At 72.6% G+C, this 25,159-nt stretch carries 28 protein-coding genes and 4 tRNA genes; 8 read left to right on the plus strand and 24 right to left on the minus strand.

All coding sequences use genetic code 11. The features are described 5' to 3' along the window. Positions 1-168: 168 nt before the first annotated feature. The 3 genes from nusG to ACFYZY_RS00635 form a co-directional block, all read right to left on the minus strand. Complete coding sequence (gene nusG / locus ACFYZY_RS00625; protein WP_388688067.1) at positions 169-1,104, minus strand: transcription termination/antitermination protein NusG; 936 nt, start codon at positions 1,102-1,104, stop codon at positions 169-171. A 44-nt stretch (positions 1,105-1,148) separates the two neighbouring features. After that, positions 1,149-1,436: a preprotein translocase subunit SecE gene (gene secE, locus ACFYZY_RS00630; protein WP_388688070.1), complete on the minus strand. Its 288-nt coding sequence runs from the start codon at positions 1,434-1,436 to the stop codon at positions 1,149-1,151. A gap of 103 nt (positions 1,437-1,539) precedes the next feature. Further along, positions 1,540-1,612, minus strand: a tRNA-Trp gene (locus ACFYZY_RS00635). Between the two features lie 218 nt (positions 1,613-1,830). On the opposite strand from ACFYZY_RS00635, the gene ACFYZY_RS00640 reads away from it, so the two are divergent. Continuing rightward, positions 1,831-3,057: a pyridoxal phosphate-dependent aminotransferase gene (locus ACFYZY_RS00640; protein ID WP_388688073.1), complete on the plus strand. Its 1,227-nt coding sequence runs from the start codon at positions 1,831-1,833 to the stop codon at positions 3,055-3,057. 132 nt (positions 3,058-3,189) lie between these two features. Then, entirely contained in the window at positions 3,190-4,245 is a 1,056-nt protein-coding gene (locus ACFYZY_RS00645) for an adenosine deaminase (protein ID WP_388688075.1), read from the plus strand. A gap of 187 nt (positions 4,246-4,432) precedes the next feature. On the opposite strand, the gene ACFYZY_RS00650 is transcribed toward ACFYZY_RS00645, so the two are convergent. After that, positions 4,433-5,005, minus strand: coding sequence for a TetR/AcrR family transcriptional regulator (locus ACFYZY_RS00650; protein ID WP_388688078.1), 573 nt, complete (start codon positions 5,003-5,005; stop codon positions 4,433-4,435). Positions 5,006-5,114: 109 nt separating this feature from the next. Between ACFYZY_RS00650 and ACFYZY_RS00655 the strand changes: the two genes are divergently transcribed. Next, positions 5,115-5,990: an NAD(P)-dependent oxidoreductase gene (locus ACFYZY_RS00655; RefSeq protein ID WP_388688081.1), complete on the plus strand. Its 876-nt coding sequence runs from the start codon at positions 5,115-5,117 to the stop codon at positions 5,988-5,990. A 143-nt stretch (positions 5,991-6,133) separates the two neighbouring features. Here the strand turns inward: ACFYZY_RS00655 and ACFYZY_RS00660 are convergent, their stop codons facing one another. The 6 genes from ACFYZY_RS00660 to ACFYZY_RS00685 all read right to left on the minus strand — a co-directional run bounded on the left by ACFYZY_RS00660 (position 6,134) and on the right by ACFYZY_RS00685 (position 8,708). After that, positions 6,134-7,210: a UDP-N-acetylmuramate dehydrogenase gene (locus ACFYZY_RS00660; protein WP_388688084.1), complete on the minus strand. Its 1,077-nt coding sequence runs from the start codon at positions 7,208-7,210 to the stop codon at positions 6,134-6,136. Between the two features lie 62 nt (positions 7,211-7,272). Then, on the minus strand, positions 7,273-7,701 hold the full coding sequence (locus tag ACFYZY_RS00665; RefSeq protein WP_388688087.1) for a MaoC family dehydratase: 429 nt from the start codon (positions 7,699-7,701) through the stop codon (positions 7,273-7,275). Between the two features lie 2 nt (positions 7,702-7,703). Further along, positions 7,704-8,156 (minus strand): MaoC family dehydratase N-terminal domain-containing protein, encoded by a 453-nt coding sequence (locus tag ACFYZY_RS00670; RefSeq protein WP_388688090.1) that lies wholly within the window; start codon positions 8,154-8,156, stop codon positions 7,704-7,706. Between the two features lie 109 nt (positions 8,157-8,265). After that, entirely contained in the window at positions 8,266-8,430 is a 165-nt protein-coding gene (rpmG, locus tag ACFYZY_RS00675) for a 50S ribosomal protein L33 (RefSeq protein ID WP_003956487.1), read from the minus strand. Positions 8,431-8,519: 89 nt separating this feature from the next. Continuing rightward, positions 8,520-8,592 (minus strand) — tRNA-Met (locus ACFYZY_RS00680). Positions 8,593-8,635: 43 nt separating this feature from the next. After that, positions 8,636-8,708: transfer RNA gene (locus tag ACFYZY_RS00685), tRNA-Thr, on the minus strand. A gap of 205 nt (positions 8,709-8,913) precedes the next feature. Here ACFYZY_RS00685 and ACFYZY_RS00690 point away from each other — a divergent pair. Continuing rightward, complete coding sequence (locus tag ACFYZY_RS00690) at positions 8,914-10,200, plus strand: amidohydrolase family protein (protein ID WP_388688093.1); 1,287 nt, start codon at positions 8,914-8,916, stop codon at positions 10,198-10,200. Positions 10,201-10,202: 2 nt separating this feature from the next. After that, positions 10,203-10,859, plus strand: a complete 657-nt coding sequence (locus tag ACFYZY_RS00695) for an SDR family oxidoreductase (protein ID WP_388688096.1) — start codon at positions 10,203-10,205, stop codon at positions 10,857-10,859. An 80-nt stretch (positions 10,860-10,939) separates the two neighbouring features. On the opposite strand, the gene ACFYZY_RS00700 is transcribed toward ACFYZY_RS00695, so the two are convergent. Beyond that, positions 10,940-11,021: transfer RNA gene (locus ACFYZY_RS00700), tRNA-Tyr, on the minus strand. A gap of 173 nt (positions 11,022-11,194) precedes the next feature. On the opposite strand from ACFYZY_RS00700, the gene ACFYZY_RS00705 reads away from it, so the two are divergent. From ACFYZY_RS00705 to ACFYZY_RS00715, 3 genes are all read left to right on the plus strand, one after another. Further along, on the plus strand, positions 11,195-11,686 hold the full coding sequence (locus tag ACFYZY_RS00705; RefSeq protein WP_388688099.1) for a YajQ family cyclic di-GMP-binding protein: 492 nt from the start codon (positions 11,195-11,197) through the stop codon (positions 11,684-11,686). Positions 11,687-11,779: 93 nt separating this feature from the next. Next, on the plus strand, positions 11,780-12,274 hold the full coding sequence (locus ACFYZY_RS00710) for a methylated-DNA--[protein]-cysteine S-methyltransferase (protein WP_388688102.1): 495 nt from the start codon (positions 11,780-11,782) through the stop codon (positions 12,272-12,274). Then, the gene (locus ACFYZY_RS00715; protein ID WP_388688105.1) at positions 12,271-12,897 is read left to right on the plus strand and encodes an alpha-ketoglutarate-dependent dioxygenase AlkB family protein; all 627 of its coding nucleotides are present in this window, start codon (positions 12,271-12,273) and stop codon (positions 12,895-12,897) included. Before ACFYZY_RS00710 ends, ACFYZY_RS00715 begins: the two co-directional genes overlap by 4 nt. Before the next feature lie 5 nt (positions 12,898-12,902). Here the strand turns inward: ACFYZY_RS00715 and ACFYZY_RS00720 are convergent, their stop codons facing one another. From ACFYZY_RS00720 to ACFYZY_RS00780, 13 genes are all read right to left on the minus strand, one after another. Next, entirely contained in the window at positions 12,903-13,319 is a 417-nt protein-coding gene (locus ACFYZY_RS00720) for a YccF domain-containing protein (protein ID WP_388688108.1), read from the minus strand. After that, positions 13,316-14,179 (minus strand): zinc metalloprotease HtpX, encoded by an 864-nt coding sequence (htpX, locus tag ACFYZY_RS00725; protein ID WP_388688111.1) that lies wholly within the window; start codon positions 14,177-14,179, stop codon positions 13,316-13,318. The genes ACFYZY_RS00720 and htpX overlap by 4 nt, the downstream gene beginning before the upstream one ends. A gap of 222 nt (positions 14,180-14,401) precedes the next feature. Further along, on the minus strand, positions 14,402-14,896 hold the full coding sequence (locus tag ACFYZY_RS00730) for an MscL family protein (protein ID WP_388688113.1): 495 nt from the start codon (positions 14,894-14,896) through the stop codon (positions 14,402-14,404). Positions 14,897-14,970: 74 nt separating this feature from the next. After that, positions 14,971-16,560: an NADH-quinone oxidoreductase subunit N gene (locus ACFYZY_RS00735; RefSeq protein WP_388688116.1), complete on the minus strand. Its 1,590-nt coding sequence runs from the start codon at positions 16,558-16,560 to the stop codon at positions 14,971-14,973. Then, complete coding sequence (locus tag ACFYZY_RS00740; protein WP_388688771.1) at positions 16,557-18,110, minus strand: NuoM family protein; 1,554 nt, start codon at positions 18,108-18,110, stop codon at positions 16,557-16,559. The genes ACFYZY_RS00735 and ACFYZY_RS00740 overlap by 4 nt, the downstream gene beginning before the upstream one ends. A gap of 27 nt (positions 18,111-18,137) precedes the next feature. Next, on the minus strand, positions 18,138-20,111 hold the full coding sequence (locus ACFYZY_RS00745; protein ID WP_388688119.1) for an NADH-quinone oxidoreductase subunit L: 1,974 nt from the start codon (positions 20,109-20,111) through the stop codon (positions 18,138-18,140). Then, entirely contained in the window at positions 20,108-20,482 is a 375-nt protein-coding gene (gene nuoK / locus ACFYZY_RS00750) for an NADH-quinone oxidoreductase subunit NuoK (RefSeq protein WP_388688122.1), read from the minus strand. The genes ACFYZY_RS00745 and nuoK overlap by 4 nt, the downstream gene beginning before the upstream one ends. After that, positions 20,482-21,078: an NADH-quinone oxidoreductase subunit J gene (locus tag ACFYZY_RS00755; protein WP_388688125.1), complete on the minus strand. Its 597-nt coding sequence runs from the start codon at positions 21,076-21,078 to the stop codon at positions 20,482-20,484. The genes nuoK and ACFYZY_RS00755 overlap by 1 nt, the downstream gene beginning before the upstream one ends. Beyond that, complete coding sequence (locus tag ACFYZY_RS00760; protein ID WP_388688128.1) at positions 21,075-21,644, minus strand: NuoI/complex I 23 kDa subunit family protein; 570 nt, start codon at positions 21,642-21,644, stop codon at positions 21,075-21,077. Before ACFYZY_RS00760 ends, ACFYZY_RS00755 begins: the two co-directional genes overlap by 4 nt. 2 nt (positions 21,645-21,646) lie before the next feature. Continuing rightward, the gene (locus ACFYZY_RS00765) at positions 21,647-22,615 is read right to left on the minus strand and encodes an NADH-quinone oxidoreductase subunit H (protein WP_388688131.1); all 969 of its coding nucleotides are present in this window, start codon (positions 22,613-22,615) and stop codon (positions 21,647-21,649) included. Then, entirely contained in the window at positions 22,612-24,030 is a 1,419-nt protein-coding gene (locus tag ACFYZY_RS00770; RefSeq protein ID WP_388688134.1) for an NADH-quinone oxidoreductase subunit C, read from the minus strand. The genes ACFYZY_RS00765 and ACFYZY_RS00770 overlap by 4 nt, the downstream gene beginning before the upstream one ends. Then, positions 24,027-24,620: an NADH-quinone oxidoreductase subunit B gene (locus ACFYZY_RS00775; RefSeq protein ID WP_388688137.1), complete on the minus strand. Its 594-nt coding sequence runs from the start codon at positions 24,618-24,620 to the stop codon at positions 24,027-24,029. Before ACFYZY_RS00775 ends, ACFYZY_RS00770 begins: the two co-directional genes overlap by 4 nt. Beyond that, positions 24,611-25,039: an NADH-quinone oxidoreductase subunit A gene (locus ACFYZY_RS00780; protein ID WP_388688140.1), complete on the minus strand. Its 429-nt coding sequence runs from the start codon at positions 25,037-25,039 to the stop codon at positions 24,611-24,613. Before ACFYZY_RS00780 ends, ACFYZY_RS00775 begins: the two co-directional genes overlap by 10 nt. Positions 25,040-25,159 lie beyond the last annotated feature (120 nt).

Below are 25,159 nucleotides of genomic sequence, written 5' to 3' on the forward strand. Positions count from 1 at the left end.
GTCCTAGTGAGAGTGTTCAGCCCGCCGTCCGGTCATCCGGATGGAGGCATACCGCACAACGATAACGGGTATAGAAGCGCGGCTAAAAACCGAGCAGGTCAGAGCGTCCCCCGCGAGCGGGGATACCCCCAGCGAGAGCCGCTCTGACCTGGACGGAAAACCGTGGGATCAGTTCTTCTGGATCTGGTCGAAGCTGAGCTCGACCGGGGTCTCGCGACCGAAGATCTCGACGAGGCCCTTGACCTTCTTCGAGTCGGCGTTGATCTCGTTGATCGTGGCCTGGAGGGTCGCGAAGGGGCCGTCGGTGACGGTGACCGAGTCGCCGACCTCGAAGTCCAGGACCTGGACCTCCAGCTTGCGGGCCGGAGCCGGCTTGCCCTCGGCCTCGGCGGCCTCGCGGGCGGCCTTCTCCTCGGCCTCCGGGGCGAGCATCTTGACGATCTCGTCCAGGGTCAGCGGGTACGGGTCGTAGGCGTTGCCCACGAAGCCGGTGACGCCGGGGGTGTTGCGGACGACGCCCCAGGACTCGTTCGTCAGGTCCATGCGGACGAGCACGTAACCCGGGAGCTTGTTCTGCTTGACGTTCTTCCGCTCGCCGCCCTTGATCTGGACGATCTCTTCCTCGGGGACCTCGGCCTGGTAGATGAAGTCCTCGACGTTGAGCGAGACGGCGCGCTGCTCCAGGTTGGCCTTCACGCGCTTCTCGTAACCCGCGTAGGTGTGGATGACGTACCACTCGCCGGGAAGGGTCCGCAGCTCCTCGCGGAGCGCGGCGACGGGGTCGACCGGCTCGGTCTCCTCCGCGGCTTCCTCGACCTCGGCCCCGGCGTCCCCGTCGGTCTCGACGGCCTCCGGGGCTTCGGCGTCCTCGGCCTCGTCGGACTCGGCGTCGTCACCGGACTCGTCGGCCGCGGCGGTCTCGACGGCGCTCGCCTCGTCGTCGCCGGACTCGTCGTCCTCGGCCTCGGGAGCGGTCTCCTCGGCGGCCTCGCCCGCGATGTCGTCAGCAGCGTCGGCCTGGTCCTCGTCGGCGGCCTCGACGATGTCCAGCTCGTCCTCGACGGACTCGGACTCGAAGGCGTCGTTCAGGTTCGCGTCAGACACGGTGGCTGCTTCTTCCTGCGATACAGATGGGGTGGAACAAAAAGTCAGCCGAAGACGTACTTGACTGCTTCCTGGAAGCCATAGTCAATCACGGTGACAAGGCCGATCATGATGACGACGAAGAGGATCACCACAGTGGTGTACGTCGACAGCTGGCTGCGCGTGGGCCAGACGACCTTGCGGAGCTCCGCGATGATCTGGCGGTAGAAAAGCGCGAGACGGCCCAGAGGGCCCTTCTTGCCGCGCTTTCCGCCCTTACGGGACTTCTTCTTCGACTCTGCGGCCTCGTCGTCGGCATCAGGCATGTCGATGGAGCCTACGGCGTCCGTCACGATCTCTCACCTGATTCCGGGTCGGCCGTGCCGCGCCCGGGTGGAGCCGCACGGCGGTGCAATGAAGTACGTACATGCGCACAACACCTGGCGGTGTGTGTAGCAGGGCCGGAGGGACTTGAACCCCCAACCGCCGGTTTTGGAGACCGGTGCTCTACCAATTGAGCTACGACCCTTTGTCGGTACCCACCAACCTACCGCATCGTGCGACGTGGTTCGGCGCGGGCCAACGAGCAGTGAGCATACGTGGTGATGGGCCCCCACGTCGAACAGAAAGCGCCCGGAAGGCGCGTCGACCCGCTCGGGAACGCGCGTACGACCGGGAATGACCGTTCCTGTCCGGTCCGTGAAACCTGTGTGTCCGGCCCCGAAGCGGTCTGGGACGATGGGCCGCATGAGCGCTGCTACCCCTCCCACCGAGCGTCGGGTCTCCGCCCGGATCGGTGCGATCTCCGAGTCCGCCACCCTCGCCGTCGACGCCAAGGCCAAGGCCCTCAAGGCCGCCGGCCGTCCGGTGATCGGTTTCGGCGCGGGCGAGCCCGACTTCCCGACCCCGGACTACATCGTCGAGGCGGCCGTCGAGGCGTGCAAGAACCCGAAGTACCACCGCTACACCCCGGCCGGCGGCCTGCCCGAGCTGAAGGCCGCCATCGCCGCCAAGACGCTGCGCGACTCCGGCTACGAGGTCGACGCCTCCCAGGTCCTGGTGACCAACGGCGGCAAGCAGGCGATCTACGAGGCGTTCGCCGCGATCCTCGACCCGGGCGACGAGGTCATCGTCCCGGCTCCGTACTGGACGACGTACCCCGAGTCGATCCGGCTCGCGGGCGGCGTCCCGGTGGAGGTCGTGGCCGACGAGACGACCGGCTACCGGGTCTCGGTGGAGCAGCTGGAGGCGGCCCGCACGGAGAAGACCAAGGTCGTCCTCTTCGTGTCGCCGTCCAACCCGACCGGCGCGGTCTACAGCGAGGCGGACGCCGAGGCGATCGGCCGCTGGGCCGTCGAGCACGGCCTGTGGGTCCTGACGGACGAGATCTACGAGCACCTGGTCTACGGCGACGCGAAGTTCACCTCGCTGCCGGCGATCGTGCCCGAGCTGCGCGACAAGTGCGTCGTGGTCAACGGCGTGGCGAAGACGTACGCGATGACGGGGTGGCGCGTCGGGTGGATCGTGGGCCCGAAGGACGTCGTGAAGGCCGCCACGAACCTGCAGTCGCACGCCACGTCCAATGTGAGCAACGTCGCGCAGATCGCGGCCCTCGCCGCCGTCTCCGGGAACCTGGACGCGGTCGCGGAGATGCGCACCGCCTTCGACCGGCGCCGCCGGACCATCGTGCGGATGCTCAACGAGATCGAGGGCGTGTACTGCCCGACGCCCGAGGGCGCGTTCTACGCGTACCCGTCGGTGAAGGCGCTCCTCGGCAAGGAGATCCGCGGCAAGCGCCCGCGGACCTCGGTCGAACTGGCCGCCCTGATCCTGGACGAGGCCGAGGTCGCGGTCGTGCCGGGCGAGGCGTTCGGCACCCCGGGCTACCTGCGCCTCTCGTACGCGCTCGGTGACGAGGACCTGGCGGAGGGCGTGTCCCGGATCCAGAAGCTGCTCGCGGAGGCGACGGACTAGAAGACCGATCGCCGAATTCGGTGATCGCCCGGGCCCCGGTTCTTCGGAACCGGGGCCCGTTTCTGCGTTCGGACGGGCCACGATCGGGGAAAGCGGGTGTTCCCGGTCATTCGCGTACGGCAGGATCGATCGATGCTGGCCTTTTCCGAGGGACACCCCCCGAACTCCCCGAACGACTCCCGCGACCTCACCCTGTTGCCCAAGGCCCACCTGCACCTGCACTTCACCGGTTCGATGCGGCCCACGACGCTGATCGAGCTGGCCGACAAGTACGGCGTGCACCTCCCCGAGGCGCTGAGCGGCGGCACGCCCCCCGAACTGCGGGCGACCGACGAGCGCGGCTGGTTCCGCTTCCAGCGGCTCTACGACATCGCCCGCTCCTGCCTGCGCTCCCCCGAGGACATCCGGCGGCTGGTCCGCGAGGCGGCCGAGGAGGACGTCAGGGACGGGTCGGGGTGGCTGGAGATCCAGGTCGACCCCACCTCGTACGCGCCGCACCTCGGCGGGCTCATCCCGGCGCTCGAGGTCATCCTGGACGCGGTCGAGTCGGCGTCCCGCGACACCGGCCTGGGGATGCGGGTGCTGGTGGCCGCGAACCGGATGAAGCACCCCCTGGACGCCCGCACCCTGGCCCGGCTCGCGGTGCGGTTCGCGGACCGGGGCGTGGTGGGCTTCGGCCTCTCCAACGACGAACGGCGCGGCCTGGCCAGGGACTTCGACCGGGCGTTCGCGATCGCCCGGGACGGCGGCCTCCTCGCCGCCCCGCACGGCGGCGAGCTGGCGGGGCCGGCGTCGGTGCGGGACTGCCTGGACGACCTGCGGGCGGCGCGGATCGGCCACGGGGTGCGGGCGGCGGAGGACCCGCGACTGCTGCGGAGGCTCGCGGAGCGCGGGGTGACCTGCGAGGTCTGCCCGGCGTCGAACGTGGCCCTCGGGGTGTACGAGAGGCACGAGGACGTCCCCCTGCGGACCCTCTTCGAGGCGGGCGTGCCGATGGCGCTCGGCGCCGACGACCCGCTGCTCTTCGGGTCGCGGCTCGCGGCCCAGTACGAGATCGCCCGCCGGCACCACGGGTTCACGGACGCGGAGCTGGCGGAGCTGGCCCGGCAGTCGGTGCGGGCCTCGGCGGCGCCGGAGGGCGTCCGGGCGAAGCTGCTGGCGGGGATCGACGACTGGATCGGCGGCTGACCCCCCCTCGGCGGGACGCGGGCGAGGCCGGCGACGAGGGACGGTCCGGCGACGGTCGGCCGGGGCGTCGGCGGGGCGCACCGGGTGCCGTCTCCCCGGCCGACGCCCGCCGCCCGCCGGCGGGGACCGGGGCGCGAACCGGAAGCGGCGCCGCCCGCCGAGGCGCGGGACGCTGCCGAAGCGCGCCCTAGAGGTCGTACGAACGCACGAGGCGGGCGAGCTGCCGGCCCGTCGTCCACAGCGGTTCCTCGCTGCGGTTGACCTGGGCGGTGACTTCGGCGCCCTCCAGGGCGGAGATGACGGTGACCGCCACTTCCCGGGCGTCCTGGGAGGGGAAGCCGCAGCGCAGCAGCTTGTCGCGGACCAGCTGCTCCCAGCCGCGCAGCGCGTCGGCGCACGCCCGCTGGATCTCCGAGTCGGTCCCGAGCGTCTCCAGAGCCGCCGCCGTGACGGGACAGCCGTCGGTCCAGCCCGACGCGCGCAGCTCGACGGCGAGCTGCCGGGCACAGGCCGTCACGGCGTCCGCCGGGTCCTCCTCGCTCTCCAGCGTCTCCCGCAGGAGCGTCGCGAACTCCTCGGCGCCGTGCTTGATCGCGGCGACGGCGACGGCCTCCTTGCCGCCCGGGAAGAAGTGGTAGACGGAGCCGAGAGTGGCCTGCGCCTCCTGGGCGATCTGCTTGATGCCCGTGCCGACGTAGCCCTGCCGCTGCAGGAGGCGTGAGGCGGCGACGACGATCCGGTCCCGTGTGCTGGTCTGCATGGGACCACCGTATCGACCCCTTGGGTAGAGCGATCGCTCCAGAGCTGTGGTACGTTTTCGCCGCATCCTAAATAGAGCGCTCGTTTTAGCGAGGAGTGGAGATCCCGTCATGAGCAACAAGAAATCGGTCACCGTCATCGGCCTCGGCCCCATGGGGCAGGCCATGGCCGGCGCCTTCCTCGACCACGGCTACGACGTCACCGTCTGGAACCGCACCGCCTCCCGCGCGGACGCCGCGGTCGCACGCGGGGCGACGCTCGCACCGGACGTGGAGGGGGCCCTCGCGGCCAACGAGCTGGTGATCCTCAGCCTCACGGACTACGACGCCGTGTACGCCACGCTCGGGCCCGCCGAGGCCGCGCTGACCGGACGGGTGCTGGTGAACCTCAGTTCGGACACGCCCGAGAGGGCCCGGGCCGCGGCCCACTGGGCGGCCGAGCGGGGCGCCGTCCAGCTGACCGGCGGCGTCACCGTGCCGCCCTCCGGGATCGGCCGGGCCGAGTCGTCGACCTTCTACAGCGGCCCGCGCGAGGTCTTCGACCGGCACCGGCCCGCCCTCGAAGTCGTCACGGGGCGGACCGACCACCGGGGAGAGGACCCCGGGCTCGCCGCGCTCATGTACCAGATCGGCATGGTCATGTTCTGGTCCTCCATAGTGAGCTACTGGCAGGCCGTCGCCCTCGCCAACGCCAACGGCATGAAGGCGGCGGACATCCTTCCGCACGCCGTGGAGACCGCGAACTCACTGGCGGGGTTCTTCTCCTTCTACGCCGAGCGCGTCGACGCCGGCCTGCACACCGGCGACGTGGACCGCCTCGCCATGGGGATGGCGAGCGTCGAGCACGTCCTGCACACCAACGCCGACGCGGGGGTCGACACCACGCTTCCGGGCGCGGTCGTCGAGCTCTTCCGCCGCGGCATGGACGCCGGCCACGCCGCGGACAGCTCCTCCGTCCTGGTGGAGCTGCTGAACAAGGGGGCATGACCGCGTCCGCCCGGTGAACGACGCGTCCCGCCACCGGCCGGCGGAGGCGGTCCGCCCGGCGGGGAGCGCGGGTCGCGCCGGGCGGGCGGAACTCCCGGAACACGCGCCGGAGGCGTCACGACCGGCGGTGGGCCGGTCGCGCGTCAGAGGGTGACGCCCACCGTCACCGGTTCGTTGACGAGGGTGATCCCGAACGCCTCGCGCACGCCCGCGACGACCTCGCGGGCGAGGGCCAGCAGGTCCTCGGTGGTCGCCCCGCCCCGGTTGGTGAGGGCGAGGGTGTGCTTGGTGGAGATCCGGGCGGGCCCGGAGCCGTACCCCTTGGTGAACCCCGCCTTGTCGATCAGCCAGGCCGCCGAGGTCTTGAAGCCCTCGCCGGCGGGGAAGGCCGGCGGGGCGACGTCCGCGCCGAGCCGCTCGGCCACGCGCGCGAGGAACGCCTCGTACTCGTCCGCCGTGAGGACCGGGTTGGTGAAGAAGGAGCCGGCCGACCAGGTGTCGTGGTCCTCCGGGTCCAGGACCATGCCCTTGCCCGCGCGCAGCTTCAGGACGGTCTCGCGGGCCCGGCCGGCCGGGACGCGGTCGCCGACCCCGACGCCGAGGGCGCGGGCGGTCTCGGCGTACTTGACCGGTGCGGAGAGCCCGCCGGCGTCCTCCAGGCCGAAGCGGACCCGCAGCACGACGTACCGCTCGGGGTGCTCCTTGAAGAGGCTGTGCCGGTACGAGAAGGCGCACTCGGCGTTGGTGAGCGTGACCGTCTCGCGCGCGGTCCTGTCGTACGCGACGACCTCGGTGACGGTGGCGGAGACGTCCTGCCCGTACGCGCCGACGTTCTGGATCGGGGTGGCACCGGCCGAACCGGGGATGCCGGCCAGGCACTCGATCCCGGCGAGCCCGGCCTCGACGGTCCGCGCGACGGCGTCCGTCCAGACCTCTCCGGCGGCCAGCTCCAGACGGGTCCCGTCGAGGGAGAAGCCGGTGGTGGCGATCCGGAGCGCGGTGCCGTCGAAACCCTTGTCCCCGATGACCAGGTTGGAACCGCCGCCGATGATCAGCAGCGGCGTCCCGGCGTCGTCGGCCTCGCGGACGGCCGCGACCACCTCGTCGTCGGTGGTGGCGGTGACGAGACGGGTGGCGGGACCGCCGAGACGGAAGGTGGTGAGGGGGGCGAGGGGGGCGTCGTTGAGGAGCTGCACGGGCCTAAGAGTACGTTTTTCCACTGCCACAGTAGAAAAGTGGAAACCCCGGCGCCGTCGGGCACCGGGGCTCTCGTACGCACTTTTCAGGCGAGCCGCACCACGGCCCGGCTCATCCCCAGCACCTTCTGGCCGGCACTGGTCGCGGTGAGGTCCACCCGCACCAGGCCGTCGTCCAGCTTGGCGGCCACCTTGGCGCCGACCTCGATCAGCGCGCCGGTGTCGTCGTTGGGGACAACGACCGGCTTGGTGAAGCGGACGCCGTACTCGACGACGGCGGCGGGGTCGCCGGCCCAGTCGGTGACGACGCGGATCGCCTCGGCCATGGTGAACATGCCGTGGGCGATGACGTCGGGAAGGCCGACCCCGACCGCGAACTTCTCGTTCCAGTGGATGGGGTTGAAGTCCCCGGAGGCCCCGGCGTACCGGACGAGGTCGGCGCGGGTCACGGGGAAGGTCTGCGCGGGCAGCTCGGTGCCGACCTCGACCTCGTCGTAGGCGATCTTCGCGGTCATGGTCAGACCCCCTCGGGCGCGCGGGAGACGAGCTTGGTCCAGGCGGTCACGACGTGCTCGCCGGTCTCGTCGTGGACCTCGCCGCGGATGTCCAGGACGTCGTTGCCGGCGAGGGACTTGATCCCCTCGATGGTCGAGGTGACCGAGAGCCGGTCCCCGGCCCGTACGGGGCGGGTGTACGCGAACTTCTGGTCACCGTGCACGACCCGGCTGTAGTCGAGGCCGAGCTGCGGGTCCTCGACGACCTGTCCGGCCGCCTTGAACGTGATGGCGAACACGAAGGTGGGCGGGGCGATCACGTCGGGGTGGCCCAGCGCCTTCGCCGCCTCCTGGTCGGTGTAGGCGGGGTTGGCGTCCCCGATCGCCTCGGCGAATTCGCGGATCTTCTCGCGGCCGACCTCGTAGGGCGGGGTGGGCGGATAGGTCCGGCCCACGAAGGACTGGTCGAGCGCCATGGACTCGCTACCTCCTGCTGGATCTCTGGAACTGTTGCCGATGAAACCACGGTGGACAAACGACACGAGGCCGCCCCCTGGTGGGGACGGCCTCGTGTACGAGCCTGAATCAGCGCGTCTCGCGGTGCGCGGTGTGCGAGTTGCAGCGGGGGCAGTGCTTCTTCATCTCAAGACGGTCCGGGTTGTTACGCCGGTTCTTCTTGGTGATGTAGTTCCGCTCCTTGCACTCCACGCAGGCCAGCGTGATCTTCGGGCGGACGTCGGTGGCAGCCACGTGAGTGCTCCTTGGACGGACGGTGGGACGGGTGAACGCATAAAAGGGTAGCCGATCGAAGGACCGACCCCACAATCGGCTACCGTGTGTAGCGGTGACCGGACTTGAACCGGTGACACAGCGATTATGAGCCGCTTGCTCTACCGACTGAGCTACACCGCTTTGATGATCCGGAGCCCGTCCGAAGACGGGTCCTTCTCACCAGAGCCCCAATACGGAATCGAACCGTAGACCTTCTCCTTACCATGGAGACGCTCTACCGACTGAGCTATTGGGGCGAGCGAGGAAGACATTACACGCTCCCCGGCCCATCCCCCAAATCCGTTTCCCCGGGCCCGCCCGGGTGCCCCCACCAGGCGTCCCGTACGCCACACGTGCCCTCATCGGGACGTCCGTCGCGCTTCTCCGCGAAGGCCGTTCCGGGCGCCCCTAGGCTCGGCCCACGCCGCGTGATCTTGATGCCGAGGAGCGCCGAGGAGCCCGATGCCGGCCGACAGCAAGCAGTCCCCGCCGCCCGGGGAGGGGCCCGGAGCCCCCGGCGGCCCGGTCCCGCTCCTGCTCTCGCACGCGCGCCTCACGGACGGGCGGACCGTGGACGTACGGCTCGCCGGCGGGCGGATCGAGGCGGTCGGCACCGCCGGCAGCCTCGCCCCCGCCGGTCCGGGCGCCCGGGTCGACCTCAGCGGCTATCTGCTGCTGCCCGCCCCGGCGGAGCCCCACGCCCACGCCGACACCGCGCTCTCCGCCGACTCCCCCGGCCCCCTCTCGTACGCCTCCGACGAGGTGCGGCGCCGGGCCACGGAGGCCGCGCTGCTCCAGCTCGGGCACGGCGCGACCGCGCTCCGCGCGCACGTGGGGATCGGGGGCGCCCACGGGCTCGGCCCCCTGGAAGGGGTGCTCGGGGCCCGGCGTTCGCTGCGCGGGCTCTGCGAGCTGACCACCGTCGCCGTGCCCGGTCCGCTCACCGGGGCGGCGGGCGCGGACGGGCGCGCGCTGCTGCGGGACGCGGTGCGGACGGGCGCGGACGCGGTCGGCGGCCGTCCGGACCTCGATCCGGACCCGGTGGGGTACGCGGAGGCGGTCCTGGAGGTGGCGGCGGAACACGGCGTACCGGTGGACCTGCACACCGACGGGGACGATCCGGCGTGGCTCACCCGGTTCGCGGCGATGGCCGGGGGGTTGCGGGCCGGGGTGACGGTCGGGCCGTGCGCGGGGCTCGGGCGGCTCCCTCCCGAGGTGGCGGGCCGGGCGGCGGACCGGCTGGCGGCGGCCGGGGTGGCGGTGGTGTGCCTGCCGCAGGGCGGCTGCGCGGGGGCGGGGACGCGGGGCGGGGCGCCGGCGCGGCTGTTGCGGTCGGCCGGGGTGCGGCTCGCGGCCGGGAGCGGGGCGCTGCGGGACGCGGCCAACCCGGTGGGGCGCGGGGACCCGCTGGAGGCGGCGTACCTCCTCGCCTCCCTGGGCGGCTTCTCCCCGGGGGAGGCGTACGGGGCGGTGGGCGCGGGGGCGCGGGCGGTGCTCGGGCTGCCGGAGGTACGGGTGGAGGCGGGCTTCCCGGCGGAGCTGCTGGCGGTGCGGGGCACGCGTCTCGCGGGCGTGCTGTCCCTCGCGTACAGCCGGATCGTGGTGCACCGGGGGCGGGTGGTGGCGCGGACGAGCGCGGTGCGGGAGTACTGCGACTCGGCGGCGGCGCCCGGCCTGCCGCGGCAGGCGCGCCCGGGGCGGCCGTCCGGACCGGGAAGCCCTCCGGCCGGTCCCGTCGTACGGTCGTGAGTATGCGCATCGTCATCGCTGGAGGACACGGACAGATCGCCCTGCGCCTGGAGAGGCTGCTCTCGGCGGGCGGACACGAACCGGCGGGGATCGTCCGCCGGCCGGAACAGGCGGACGACCTGCGGGAGGCGGGTGCCGAGCCCGTCGTCCTGGACCTGGAGTCGGCGTCGGCCGAGGAGGTCGCGGACGTCCTGCGGGGCGCCGACGCGACCGTCTTCGCCGCGGGCGCGGGCGCGGGGAGCGGCGCGGACCGCAAGGAGACGGTGGACCGGGGGGCCGCGGTGCTCCTGGCGGACGCGGCGGAGCTGGCGGGGGTGCGGCGGTACGTCGTCGTCTCCTCGATGGGCGCGGACGCGTCGCACCCGGGCGACGGGGTCTTCGACGCGTACCTGCGGGCCAAGGGCGCGGCGGACGACGAGATCCGCTCCCGTACGGCCCTGGACTGGACGATCCTGCGCCCCGGCGCCCTCACGGACGACGCGGGCACGGGCCTGGTCCGCCTGGAGGCCCGCACCGGCCGGGGTCAGGTCCCCCGGGACGACGTGGCCGCGGTCCTCGCGGAACTCCTGGAGACCCCGGCGACCGCCGGCCTCACCCTGGAACTGGTCACGGGGCCGGTCCCGGTCGCGGTCGCGGTGCGGACGGTGGCCGGGAACTGACCCCGGCGGGAGCCGCAGGACCGGAGAGGGAAGAACGAAGAAGGTCCCCGGTGCGAACACCGGGGACCTTCGACATCGCGTGGCGGCGCCAGGATTCGAACCTGGGTAGGCTAAGCCGACGGATTTACAGTCCGCTCCCATTGGCCACTCGGGCACACCGCCATGGGATCGTCGCCCGTCGGACCCGCCTTCCGGCGTTTCTCCCTGGCAACGACGTAAACAATACCCGATCCCCGGGGGTGGTCCGCCACCGGGTTGATCAGCGGTTCGGGCCCTGACTCACCCCCTAGGCTTTGCGCTGTACCCCACAGCATCCGAGCAAGGAGCCACGAGTCATGGCCGACTCCAGTTTCGACATCGTCTCCAAGGTCGAGCGGCAGGAGGTCGACAACGCCCTCAACCAGGCCGTCAAGGAGATCTCGCAGCGCTACGACTTCAAGGGAACCAACGCCTCGATCTCCTGGTCGGGCGAGAAGATCCTCATGCAGGCGAACGGCGAGGAGCGCGTCCTGGCGATCCTCGACATCTTCCAGTCCAAGCTGATCAAGCGCGGGATCTCGCTCAAGTCGCTGGACGTCGAGGGCGAGCCGCAGCTGTCCGGCAAGGAGTACAAGCTCTTCGCGTCGGTCACCGAGGGCATCTCGCAGGAGAACGCCAAGAAGGTCGCGAAGACCATCCGGGACGAGGGCCCCAAGGGCGTCAAGGCCCAGGTGCAGGGCGACGAGCTGCGGGTCAGCTCGAAGAGCCGGGACGACCTCCAGGCCGTGCAGGCGCTCCTCAAGGGCAAGGACTTCGACTTCGCGATCCAGTTCGTGAACTACCGCTAGACGTCGAGGGCTGTGTCCGAATCCCGCCAGCCTCCGGTTCGGCGGCCCCGCACACTGGGTCGTGGAAGACCCGTACGGGGAGAGGAACCAGTCATGACCGTGTACGCGTACGTCGACGGCCCCCTGGGCAAGATGCTGCTCGTCGGGCAGCTCGTCCCCGGGGGCCGTACCGTGTTGCGCTCGCTGTCCCTGCCGGGGCAGAAGGGCGCCGTCGTGGTCGGGGACGGCTGGACGCGCGCGCCCGGCGCCTTCGAGGAGGCCGCCGGGCAGTTGCGCGAGTACTTCGCCGGTGAACGGGACCGGTTCGACCTCCCGTACGCCGCGAGCGGTACGGAGTTCCAGCGGCGCGTCTGGGCGGCCCTGGAGGAGATCCCGTACGGGACGACCGTCTCGTACGGGGAGATCGCCCGGCGGGTCGGGTCCCCCGGCGCCGGGGTGCGGGCCGTGGGCACCGCGATCGGGCGCAACCCGCTGCTCGTGGTGCGGCCCTGTCACCGGGTGATCGGGGCCGACGGGGCCCTGCGCGGGTACGCGGCCGGGCTCGACCGCAAGGAGCGGCTGCTGGGCCTGGAGGGGGTCCTCGTGTGAGCGAGGGGCTGTTTCCGCGCGAGCGGACCGAGGTGGCGCCCGGTGCCGTGCACGTGCCCGGGTGGCTGCCGCCCGGGCGGCGGCGGGAGCTGGTGGACGCCTGCCGGGAGTGGGGGCGCGGCCCCCTCCCGTACCGGCACACCGTGCTGCCGGGCGGGGGCGTCATGTCGGTGCGGTCGCTGTGCCTGGGGCGGCGGTGGGTGCCGTACCGGTACCTCGACGCCGTGGGGGTTCCGCTGCCGGACTGGCTGGTCGCGCTCGGGCGGGAGGCCGTCGCCGACGCCTACGGGGAGCACGGCGGCTTCGCGCCGGACACCGCCCTGGTGAACTTCTACGCGCCCGGGGCGCACATGGGGATGCACCAGGACCGGGAGGAGCGCTCCGGGGCGCCGGTGGTGTCGCTGAGCCTCGGGGACCGGTGCGTGTTCCGCTTCGGGAACGGGGAGAACCGGGGGCGGCCCTACCGGGACGTCGAGCTGGCCTCCGGGGACCTGTTCGTCTTCGGCGGTCCGTCGCGGTGGGCGCACCACGGGGTGCCCCGGGTCTTTCCCGGGACCGCCGAGCCCGGACTCGGCCTGAAGGGGCGGTTGAACATCACGCTGCGGGAGACGGGGCTCCCCTGATGCCCCTACTGCCCCTGGTACCCCTGGGGGACGTGGACGCCCGTGGCGCGGTCCGTGGAGACGATCTCCTTGCCCAGGGGCAGCAGCGAGACCGGGATCAGCTTGAAGTTCGCGATGCCGAGCGGGATGCCGATGATCGTGAGGCAGAGGGCGATGCCGGTGGTGATGTGGCCGAGCGCCAGCCACCAGCCGGCGAGGACCAGCCACAGGACGTTGCCCACGCAGGAGGGGGCGCCCGCGTCGCGGCGGTCGACGACCGTCTTGCCGAAGGGCCACAGGGCGTAGACCCCGATGCGGAAGGCGGCGAGCCCGAAGGGGATGCCGATGACCGTGACGCAGAGCAGGACGCCCGCGAGCAGGTAGCCGAGGAACATCCAGAAGCCGCACAGGACCAGCCATATGACGTTCAGGATCGTTTTCACGGGCGTCGGCCTGCCATCTCTTCGAGCCGGGCGATGCGCTCGGCCATCGGCGGGTGGGTGGAGAACATCCGGGAGAGGCCCCGGCCGGGACGGAACGGGTTCGCGATCATCATGTGGCTCGCGGTCTCGATCCGGGGCTCGGGCGGCAGCGGGAGCTGCTTGGTGCCCGCCTCCAGCTTCCGCAGGGCGCCCGCCAGGGCGAGCGGGTCGCCGGTGAGCTGGGCGCCGGAGGCGTCGGCCTCGTACTCGCGGGAGCGGGAGACGGCGAGCTGGATGACCGAGGCGGCGATCGGGCCGAGGATCATGATCAGCAGCATGCCGAGCAGTCCGGGGCCCTCGTCGTCGTTGGAGCGGCCGACCGGGATCAGCCAGGCGAAGTTGACCAGGAACATGATCACGGAGGCGAGCGCGCCCGCGACCGAGGAGATGAGGATGTCCCGGTTGTAGACGTGGCTCAGTTCGTGGCCGATGACTCCGCGCAGCTCCCGCTCGTCCAGCAGGGCGAGGATGCCCTCGGTGCAGCACACGGCGGCGTTGCGCGGGTTGCGGCCGGTCGCGAAGGCGTTGGGCGCCCGGGTCGGCGAGATGTAGAGCCGGGGCATGGGCCGGCGCGCCTGCGTGGAGAGCTCGCGCACCATCCGGTAGAGCGCGGGCGCCTCGAACTCGCTGACCGGGCGGGCGCGCATGGCCCGCAGCGCCAGCTTGTCGCTGTTCCAGTACGCGTACGCGTTGCTGCCGAGCGCCACGACGAGCGCGACGAGCAGCCCCGTACGGCCGAAGAAGCTGCCGATGACGATGATGAGGGCCGAGAGCCCTCCGAGGAGTACGGCGGTCCTCAGCCCGTTGTGCCGGCGGTGCACGGTACGCCCTCCAGGTGGTGCGGCAGGGGAACCCTTCTCTTCGCGGTGGTCCTCCCCCGGATTTCGTCCGGGAGGGACCCCCACGTCCAGTGGACCCTCCCGTACTGGTCAACGCCAGGCGGGGGGCCCGGGTTCCCCGGCCGCGCCGGGGCCGGCCGTGGGCCGTTCGGGTGGTCCGGGCCGGACCGGCGGTCGCTGCCGGGTCGCGGGTACGGGGCCGGGTCAGGCCGACCGGCCGGGGCGGGCCAGGGTGCGGCGGGGCGCCGGGACCTCTGTCTTCTCCGGCTTCTCCGGGAGGGTGGCGACGGGCTCGACCTCGCTGGTGCAGTGGGCGCAGCGGGAGGCGATGGCCGGGATCTCCGTGTAGCAGCGCGGGCAGTCGCGCTTCTCCGCCTTGGGGTCGGCGGCCTCCTGCCGGGCGAACCTGAGCTGGATCTTCGTCATGGGGACCAGGATGAGGAAGTAGAGGACGACGGCGGTGATGACGAAGGCGATGGTCGCGGAAATGGCCAGGCCGTAGGGGAAGACGGTCCTGCCGACGCTGAACGTCGCGTCGTTGAAGTTGCCGACGGAGCCGGTGGCGAGGCCGATGAGCGGGGTGATGAACGCCTTGCTGAAGCCGGTGACCACGGAGGTGAAGGCCGATCCCACGGCCAGGCCGATGGCCATCGAGACGACGTTGCCTCGGAGTACGAAGTCCTTGAATCCGGTCAGCACGGGGTCCTGCTCCTCGATGGCTCTCTGTGCGGGTGCGTTCGGAACAGCGGGCGTGTTCGGAACAGCGGGCGTGTTCAGAACAAGGGTGTGGTCGCGAAGCGGAGCGCGAACTGCGGGTAGGCCGACAGGACGGCTCCGGCGACGACGGCCAGCGCGATCGCCAGGACGATCGGCGCGGGGGTCCCCCGGAGCGCGGCGGCCTCCTCCGGCACCGCTGCCGGCACCTCCGCCGATGCCCCCGCGGGTGTACCCGTCGACGCCGCTGCGGGCGACTCCGCCGGTGATCCCTCCGGCGCTTCTTCCGGGGTGCGGAAGAGCAGGGCCGTCCAGCGCAGGTAGTAGTACAGCGCGATCACGACGTTGAGCGCCATGACCACGGCCAGCCAGCCCAGGCCCGCGTCGACGGCCGACGAGAAGACGGTCACCTTGGCGAAGAGGCCGATGAGGCCCGGGGGCAGACCGGCCAGGTTCAGGAGGAAGAACCCGAGCGCGAGGGCCGCCGCGGGGCGCGTGGCGTACAGGCCCCGGTAGTCCTCGATCCGGTTCCGGGGCCGCCCGCGCGCGACGAGCACGACGACCGCGAAGGCGCCGAGGTTCACGACGGCGTACATCAGGGCGTACGCGACGGTGGCGCCGATCTGGTCGTCGCTGGAGTACGCGGCGGCGGCGATCGGCACCAGGAGGTAGCCGGCCTGGGCGACGGAGGACCAGGCGAGGAGCCGGACCGCGCTCCACGCGCGCGTGGTGGCCTGGCGGAGGGCCGCGACGTTCCCGGCGGTCATGGTGAGCGCGGCGAGGACGGCGAGCGCCGGGCCCCACACGTCCGCGTACGACGGGAAGGCGACGACCGTCACCAGGATCAGCCCGGTGAAGCCGACGGCCTTGCCGACCACGGAGAGGTAGGCGGCGACGGGCAGCGGGGCGCCGACGTAGGTGTCGGGGACCCAGAAGTGGAAGGGCACGGCGGCCGTCTTGAAGGCGAAGCCGACGAGGGTGAGGGCGACGCCCGCCTCGGCGAGGGTCTGGAGCTGCCCGGGGACGTCACCGAGGCGGTGGGCGATCTCCGTGAGGTGGAGGGTGCCGGTCGCCGCGTACACGAAGCTCGCGCCGAGCAGGGTGACGGCGGTCGCGGTGACGGAGGAGAGGAAGAACTTGAGGGCGGCCTCGCCGGACATGCGGTCGCCGCGCTTGAGGCCGACGAGCGCGAAGGCGGGCAGGGAGGCCACCTCCAGGGCGACGACGAGGGTGGCGAGGTCCCGGGAGGCGGGCAGCAGGGCCGCGCCGGCGGCCGAGGAGAGCAGCAGGAACCAGTACTCGCCGGCCGGGAGCCTCTCGCGGGTCGCGTCCAGGGAGAGCAGCGCGGTGAGGAGCGCGCCGCCGAGGACGAGGAGCTGGACGACGAGGGTGAAGTGGTCGGCGGTGTAGCTGCACGCCTCGACCCGCGTGTCGGGGGTGAGGCAGAAGGTGGAGCGGTCGCCGGACCGCAGCGGCAGGAGGAGGGCGAGGGCGGCGGCGAGGCCGGCGGTCGCGGTTAGGCCCAGGAACCGCTTGCGCTCCTCGGGGACGAAGAGGTCGGCGACGAGGACGGCGAGCGCGACCGCGGCGGTGAGGGTCGGGGGCGCGATCGTGAGCCAGTCGACGGACTGGACGAGCGGCGACGTCACTGGGTGCCTCCGGCGAGGAGCTTCTGGACGGCCGGGTCGGTGAGGCCGAGGAGGACGGCGGGCCAGAGTCCGGCGAGGACGGTGAGGGCGACGAGCGGGGTCCAGGCGGCGAACTCGTACCCCTGGACGTCGGCGATCGCCGTCTCCCCGGCGGGGCGGGGGCCGCCCATGCAGACGCGGCGGACGACGATCAGGAGGTAGGCGGCGGTGAGCAGGGTGCCGAGGGCGCCGATCGCCGTGAAGGTGAGGAAGGCGGGGCGGCTGAGGCCCGGGGCCGGGTCGAAGGAGCCGAAGAGGGCGAGCATCTCGCCCCAGAAGCCGGCGAGGCCGGGCAGGCCGAGGGAGGCGACGGCGGCGAAGGCGAGGAGGGCGCCGAGGCGCGGGGCGCGGCCGTAGAGGGCGGCTCCGGTGGCGCCGGCGAGGGTGTCGAGGTCGGCGGTGCCGTACCGGTCCTTGATCGCGCCGGCCAGGAAGAAGAGCAGTCCGGTGACGAGGCCGTGGGCGATGTTGGCGAAGAGGGCGCCGTTGACGCCGGTGGGGGTCATGGTGGCGATGCCGAGGAGCACGAAGCCCATGTGGCCGACGGAGGAGTACGCGATGAGGCGCTTGAGGTCGCCCTTGTTGCCGGGCCTCGCGAGGGCGAGGCAGGCGAGCGATCCGTAGATGATCCCGGCGACGGCGAAGGCGGCGAGGTACGGGGCGAAGGTCCGCATGCCGTCGGGGGCGATCGGCAGGACGATCCGGACGAAGCCGTAGGTGCCCATCTTGAGCAGGACGCCGGCGAGGAGGACGGAGCCGACGGTCGGGGCGGCGGTGTGGGCGTCCGGGAGCCAGCTGTGCAGGGGCCACATCGGGGTCTTCACCGCGAGCCCGATCCCGATCGCGAGAACGGCGGTGACCTGCACGGACGTGCTCAGTCCACGGCTGTTGTCCGTGGCGAGCGCCACCATGTCGAACGTGCCCGCCTTCACGCCGACGAGGAGGAGTCCGAGCAGCATGACGACGGAGCCGAGGAGCGTGTAGAGGACGAACTTCGTGGCGGCGGCGCGCCTGCCCTCGCCGCCCCAGCGGGCGATGAGGAAGTACATCGGGACGAGGACCGTCTCGAAGGCCAGGAAGAAGAGGACGAGGTCGAGGACGGCGAAGGTGGCGAGGGTGCCGGACTCCAGGACGAGGAGCAGGGCGACGAAGGCCCGGGGAGAGGGCCCGTCCGGCATCGTGAAGTAGCTGTACAGGGCGCAGAGGAAGCTCAGGAGCGCGGTCAGGACCAGGAGGGGCAGCGAGATGCCGTCGACACCGAGGTGGACGCGCACGCCCAGTGCCTTGATCCAGCTGACGTCCGTCGTGGCCTGCACCGTCGACGGGTGGTCGTGGTCGAAGCCGGCCGCGAGGACGATCGCGGCGAGCAGGATCACGCCGGTGACGGTGACGCCGTGGCGCAGGACGGCCTGGTCGGGTGACTTCCCGCGCAGTCCGGGCGGGGCGGGGAGGAAAGCGGCGGCGGCGCCGGCCAGCGGGCCGGCGACGACCAGCAGGAGGAGGAACTGCATCGCGGATTCACTGATGTCGATCACGGCTCACGCTCCGGCGGCGTTGGCGAGGGCGACGGCGACGATCGCCAGGACGACGGAGCCGGCGAGCAGGGCGCTCAGGTAGGTCTGGACGTTGCCGGTCTGGGCGCGGCGGACGAGCCACCCCAGGCCCCTGGCGGAGCCCGCGGCGCCCCGGACGTACGTCTCGACGACCTCGCGGTCCAGGAAGCGGACCAGGGAGGCGGCGGCGAGGACGGGACGGACGAAGGCGGCCCGGTGAACGGCGTCCAGGTGGAAGCCGTCGGCGGCCGGCCGGTACAGCGGCCCGAGGAGGGCGCGGCCGGGGTCGGCCGGGTCCTCGGCGGGGTGCGGCAGGTGCAGCGCCTCGGCCTCGACCAGGCCCGCGTCGGCGTCCGGGTGGGCGACGTGCGGGGCGGGGACGGCGGGGGCCCGGACGGCGAGCGTGCGCCAGACCGCGTAGGTGACGGCGGCTCCGGCGACGGCGAGACCGGTGCCGAGGACGGCGGTGGTGGGGGTCGGGGTCAGCCCGTGCCCGTCGAACCAGTCGGGGAGGTACCGGACGGCCAGGCCGAAGCCGAGGGAGGGGACCGCGAGGACCCACAGGACGCTCGTCATGGCGATCGGCTGACGGGTGTGGCGGGGGGCGGGGGCGCCCCGGCCCCGGAAGGTCCGCAGCCAGAGGCGGAGCGCGTAGGCGGCGGTGAGCAGGGCGGTCAGGAGGCCCGCGACGAGGACGGTCCAGCCGGCCCCGGCGGGAGCGGCGGTCCGGTCGCCGAGCGCGGTGTGCTCGGCGGCCACCAGGACGGCCTCCTTGGAGAAGAAGCCGGCGAAGGGCGGGATCGCGGCGAGCGCGAGGAGGGCGACGGTCATCGTCCAGTACGCGTCCGGGACCCGCCGGGCGAGGCCGCTCACCCGGGACATGGCGGTGAGCGAGTTCGTGCCGGCGGCGTGGATGACCACGCCGGCGGCGAGGAAGAGGAGCGCCTTGAAGGCGGCGTGCGAGAGGAGGTGGAAGACGGCGGCCCCCCGGTCGCCGACGGCGAGGGCGCCGGCCATGTAGCCGAGCTGGCCGATCGTCGAGTAGGCGAGGACCCGCTTGATGTCGTCCTGGGCGAGCGCGGCGAGCGCCGAGCCGACCATGGTGATCGCGGCCATCGCGGCGAGGACGGTCATCGCGGCGGCGGAGGCGGCGAAGACGGGCAGCAGCCGGGCCGTGAGGTAGATGCCGGCGGCGACCATCGTCGCGGCGTGGATGAGCGCGGAGACGGGGGTGGGGCCGGCCATGGCGTCCGGGAGCCAGGTGTGCAGCGGGAACTGGGCGGACTTGCCCGCGACGCCGGCGAGCAGCAGCAGCGCGATCACGGTGGGGTGGTCGAGGCCGCCGGTCGCGACGGCGCCGAGGACGCCGGTGATCCGGAAGGTGCCGGCGTCGGTGGCGAGCGCGAAGAGCCCGATGAGGAAGGGGACGTCGCCGAGTTTGGTGACGAGGAACGCCTTGAGGGAGGCGGACCGGGCCTCGGGGGTCTCCCAGTAGTGGCCGACGAGGAAGTACGAGCAGATGCCCATGACCTCCCAGCCGACCAGGAGCACCATCAGGTCGCCGGAGTAGACGACGAGGAGCATCGCGGCGGTGAAGAGGGAGACGAGCGCGGCGTACGAGGGGTAGCGGGGGTCCTCGCGGAGGTAGCCGGTCGAGTAGATCTGCACGCAGGTCGCGACCACGCCGACGAGGACGGCGACGAGGGCGGCGAAGCCGTCGACGTGCAGGGCCAGGTCGATCGGGACCGAGCCGGTGGGGGTGAGCGGGGTGGCGGCGTCGATCGCCCTCCCGCCGCCCTGGCGGACCGCCACGAGGACGGCCAGGGCGGCGGCGGCGAGGGTCGGGAGGACGGCGAGCGGGCGGACGAAGCCGGGCGCGGCGCGGCCGAGGAGGAGTCCGGCGGCGGAGCCGAGGAAGGGCAGGAGGGGGACGAGGACGGCGAGGGTGGTGGTGGTCACGCGGCGGCCTCGGCCTTCTCGTCGTGCGGGCCCGCGTGCGGGGCCGTGTCCTGGTCCTGGTCCGCGTGCTCCGCCGTGTCGCGGAGGCGGTCGACGTCCGCGGTGCCGCGGTTGCGGTGGACCATCAGGACGATCGCGAGGCCGATGCCGATCTCCGCGGCGGCGACGGCGATGGTGAAGAGGGTGAGGGCCTGGCCGGCGTGGAGGGCGTCGCGGAGCCAGACGTCGAAGGCGACCAGGTTGAGGTTGACGGCGTTGAGCATCAGCTCGACGGACATCAGGACCAGGATCGCGTTGCGGCGGGCGAGGACGCCGTAGAGGCCGGTGCAGAAGAGGAGGGCGGCGAGGACGGCGGGGTAGGCGAGGTGCATCAGCGCGCGGCTCCGTCCTTCGTCGCGGTCTTCCCGGTGTCCTTCTTGCGGGAGAGGACGATCGCGCCGACCAGCGCGGCGAGCAGCAGCACCGACAGCGCCTCGAAGGGCAGGACCCAGTGCCGGAAGAGGACCGAGCCGGTGACCTCGGTGGAGCCCTGGACGGCACCGTCCAGGTCGATCCAGGTCGTGCGGAACGCGTCCACGACGACCCAGACGAGCGCGGCCGCGGCGGTCGCGGCGACGGCGAGGGCGACCGGCCGGTTGCCGGAGTCGGTGTCCGGGGAGCGGCCGATGGGGGCCTTGGTGAGCATGAGGCCGAAGAGGAGGAGGACGACGACGGAACCGACGTAGATCAGGACCTGGACCCAGGCGATGAACTCGGCGGTCAGGAGCAGGTACTCGACGGCGAGCCCGCCGAGGGCCACGACCAGCCAGAGGGCGGCGTGCACCAGTTGGCGGGTGGTGACGGTGACGACGGCGGCCCCGAGGGTGACGAGGCCGACGAGGAGGAAGGCGATCTCGACGCCGGTGGGCGAGAGGAAGCCGTTCCCCTGGGCGGCCTGCTGGGCCGCCCGCGCTGCTGTCAGGATCACCGCTGCTCCCCCTCGGCGGCCGCTGCCGCCGCCTTCTCCGCCGCCTTGCGCGCGGCGGCGATCTCCTTCGGTTCCTCCGCGCGCGGGTCGAGCGCGGGCGGTTCCGGGACCGTCCACATCCACGCGCGGAGCTTGTCGCGCTCGTGCGTCAGCTCGTGGATGTCGGTCTCCGCGTACTCGAACTCGGGCGACCAGAACAGCGCGTCGAAGGGGCACACCTCGATGCAGATGCCGCAGTACATGCAGAGGGCGAAGTCGATGGCGAACCGGTCGAGGACGTTCCGGCTGCGCTCGCGGCCGCCGGGGGCGGCGGGCGGCACGGTCTCCTTGTGGGAGTCGATGTAGATGCACCAGTCGGGGCACTCGCGCGCGCAGAGCATGCAGACCGTGCAGTTCTCCTCGAACAGGCCGATGACGCCCCGGGTGCGGGGCGGGAGTTCGGGCTGCGCGTCCGGGTACTGCGCGGTGACGGTCTTCCGCGTCATCGTGCGGAGGGTGACGGCGAGGCCCTTGGCGAGGCCGGAGCCGGGAATGCCGGGCCGGGAGGGCGGGAGAAGAGGGGGCATGGTTACTGGATCGCCACCTTCACGATGCCGGTGAGCGCGATCTGCGCGAGGGCGAGCGGGACGAGCGCCGTCCAGGCGAGCTTCTGGAGCTGGTCCTCGCGCAGGCGCGGGTAGCTGACCCGGAGCCAGATGACGACGAAGGCGAGGACGGCGGTCTTCAGGAGGGTCCAGACCCAGCCGAGGCCGTCGGCGCCGAGGGGGCCGTGCCAGCCGCCGAGGAAGAGGACGGTGGTGAGGCCGCAGAGGACGACGATGCCCGCGTACTCCGCGAGCAGGAAGAGCGCGAAACGGAGGCCGGTGTACTCGGTGTACGCGCCGAAGATGATCTCCGAGTCCGCGACCGGCATGTCGAACGGCGGCCGCTGGAGCTCCGCGAGGCCGGCCACGAAGAAGACGAGCGCGCCGGTGATCTGCCAGGGCACCCACCACCACTCGAAGGCGTTCAGGATGCCGGGGAGGGAGACGGTGCCGGCGGCCATCGCGACGGAGGCGGCGGCGAGCAGCATCGGCAGCTCGTACGCGAGGAGCTGGGCGGCCGTCCGCAGACCGCCGAGCAGCGAGAACTTGTTCGCGGACGCCCAGCCGGCCATGAGGCTGCCGAGGACGCCGACGCCCATGACGGCGAGCACGAAGAAGACGCCGGCGTCGACGACCAGGCCGACGGCCCCCTCGCCCGGGCCGATCGGGATCGCGACGAGGACGAGGAGGTACGGGAGGAGGGCGACGGCCGGCGCGAGCTGGAAGACCCGCCGGTCGGCGTCCTTGGGGACCACGTCCTCCTTCTGCGCGAACTTCACGCCGTCCGCGACGAGCTGGGCCCAGCCGTGGAAACCGCCGGCGTACATGGGGCCGAGGCGGCCCTGCATGTGGGCCATGACCTTGTGCTCGGCCTGTCCGACGACGAGGGGCAGCACGAGGAAGACGGCGAAGACGACGAGCAGCCGGAGGGCGACGTCGAGTACGTCGTTCACGCGGGATCGCCTCCGGCGGGGTGGGTGGGGTCGGTCGGCGGTTCTTCTTCGGGACGGGGAGCGTCGGGGGCGGGGGTGTCCGGTCCCGGGGCGTCGGGCTCGGGGACGTCGGGCCCCGGGGCGTCGGGGGTGGGGGCGTCGGGGGTGGGGGCGTCCGGCCCCGGGGCGTCGGGCTCGGGGGCCGTGTCGGCTTCCGGAGCCGTACCGGCCTCGGGAGCGGTGCCGGTACCGGCCCCAGGAGCAGTGCCGGCCTCGGGAGCGGCACCGGCATCGGTACCGGCCTCGGGAGCCGGTTCCTCGTCGAAGGCCGGACGGGCGTGGTGCCAGGGGGCGTCCGCGCTGCGGGGGCGCCGGGAAGCCGGAGGGACCGGCCGCGAGGACGCGGGTTCCGTACGCGCCGGCTCCGAGGGCGCCGGTTCCGCACGCGTCGGTTCCTGGGACGCCTGACTCGCCGAACCCTCCGACGCGGAGCGGTTGCGACGCGGCGGGCGGGCCGCCGGGGGCGCGGCGGCGGCGTCCGGGGACACCGGCGCCTGACTCGCGGAACCCTCCGACGCGGAACGGTTGCGACGCGGCGGGCGGGCCGTCTCGGGCGCGGGACCCGCCGGAGCGTCCGGCGTCCCCGCGACCCGGCTCGCCGATCCGTCGGCCGCCGGGCGGGAACGGCGCACCGGAGCCGCCGCCTCCCCCGCCGCCTGGCTCGCCGAGCCCTCCGACACCGAACGGGAACGGCGCACCGGGGCCGCCGCCGGGTCCTGGGACGCCGTCCCCTCCGACGCCGTGCGGGTGCGGCGCGCCGGGCGTTCGGCGCGGGCCGGAGCCGGGGGGAGCAGGCCCTTGAGGGGGCCCCACTCGTTGGGGTCCGGGACGCCCGGGGGAAGCATCTGGCGGCGCTTGGGGCCGCCGTCGTGGGACTCGCCCGGCTCCTTCGCGCCCGGCCACGCCTTGGCCACCCGGGCCGCGAGGACGAAGTCCTTGCGCAGCGGGTGGCCCTCGAAGTTCTCGGGGAGGAGCAGCGGGACCAGGTTCGGGTGGCCCGTGAAGTCCACGCCGAACATCTCGTGGGTCTCGCGCTCGTGCCAGCCCGCGCCCGCGTACACCTCCACCGCCGTGGGGAGGACGGGCGCGGAGTGCGGGACCGTCGTGCGGACGAGGAGGCGGCGCGGGCGGCCCCCGCCGAGGGCCACCACGTGCGCGCAGACCCGGAAGCCCGTGCCCGGCTCGTCCACCGCGCTCAGCCAGTCGAAGTAGGTGCAGCCCAGCGTGGTGCGGGCCGTGGTCAGGGCCGCGATCCAGGAGGACGGCGGGACGTCGACCGTCAGCAGGTCGTACGCCCGTTCCGCCGTCGCCTCCGCGCCGAAGACCTCCGTCACGGAGTCCGGGAGGGAGTCGTACGCGTGCGCGTGCGTGCTCATGCCGTGCCTCCCGGCGGGGGAGTCAGGGGGCTCGTCAGCTCGGCCACCGACGCCTGCGGCGGTGCCGCGGTCGCGTACCGCTCCGCCAGGTTCTCCCGGGCGATCTTCTCCTGGAGTTTGAGGATGCCCTGGAGCAGCGCCTCGGGCCGGGGCGGGCAGCCCGGTACGTACACGTCCACCGGGATGATCTGGTCGACGCCCTTCGTCACCGCGTACGAGTCCCAGTACGGGCCGCCGCAGTTGGAGCAGGCGCCGAAGGAGATGACGTACTTCGGCTCGGGCATCTGCTCGTACAGGCGCTTCACGGCCGGTGCCATCTTGTCCGTCACCGTGCCCGAGACGATCATCAGGTCGGCCTGGCGCGGGCCGGGCGCGAAGGGGATCACGCCGAGCCGGATGAAGTCGTGCCGGGCCATCGACGCGGCGATGAACTCGATCGCGCAGCAGGCGAGGCCGAAGTTGAAGACCCACAGGCTGTAGCGGCGGCCCCAGTTGAGGACCACCTTCATCGGCTCGGGGGCCAGCCGGGCGAGCGTGCCCAGCTTCGGGGCGGGGAGGGGCACGGGGCCGGTTCCGGGTGTTACGTCCATGCCAGGACGCCCTTCTTGTACGCGTAGAGCAGCCCCACGGCCAGGAAGCCGAGGAAGACGAACATCTCGGCCAGGGTCGTGGCGCCGTAGCCGGGCGCGGCGAAGACCGTCGCCCAGGGGAAGAGGAAGATCGAGTCGACGGCGAAGATCACGTAGAGGAAGGCGTACACGTAGTAGCGGACCTGGGTGTGCGCCCAGCCCTCCCCCACGGGATCGACGCCGCACTCGTACGTGAGGAGCTTCTCGGGCGTCGGCACGACGGGCCGCAGCAGCCGTCCGGCGCCGAACGCCACGGCGACGAAGAGCACGCCGACGACGGCGAGCAGGCCGACGGCGGAGTACGTCTGGAAGTAGTCCGCCGCGTCGGCCGCGACAACGGTCGGTTCCCGCACGTCCGCCCCTCGGTCCGGGTGCCCCATGGGTCACTTCTGTTCTGTACGCATCTGTACGCACGCGAGTCTAGGCCCTGTCAAAGGGGCCGTAAGCAGGTGCGGGCACCCTCTCCGCCGGGGCGGCGGCGGAGTCCCGGCGGCGGGCCG

The sequence above is a fragment of the Streptomyces sp. NPDC001744 genome (genome assembly GCF_042892575.1).
In the GTDB taxonomy this organism is placed as follows: domain Bacteria; phylum Actinomycetota; class Actinomycetes; order Streptomycetales; family Streptomycetaceae; genus Streptomyces.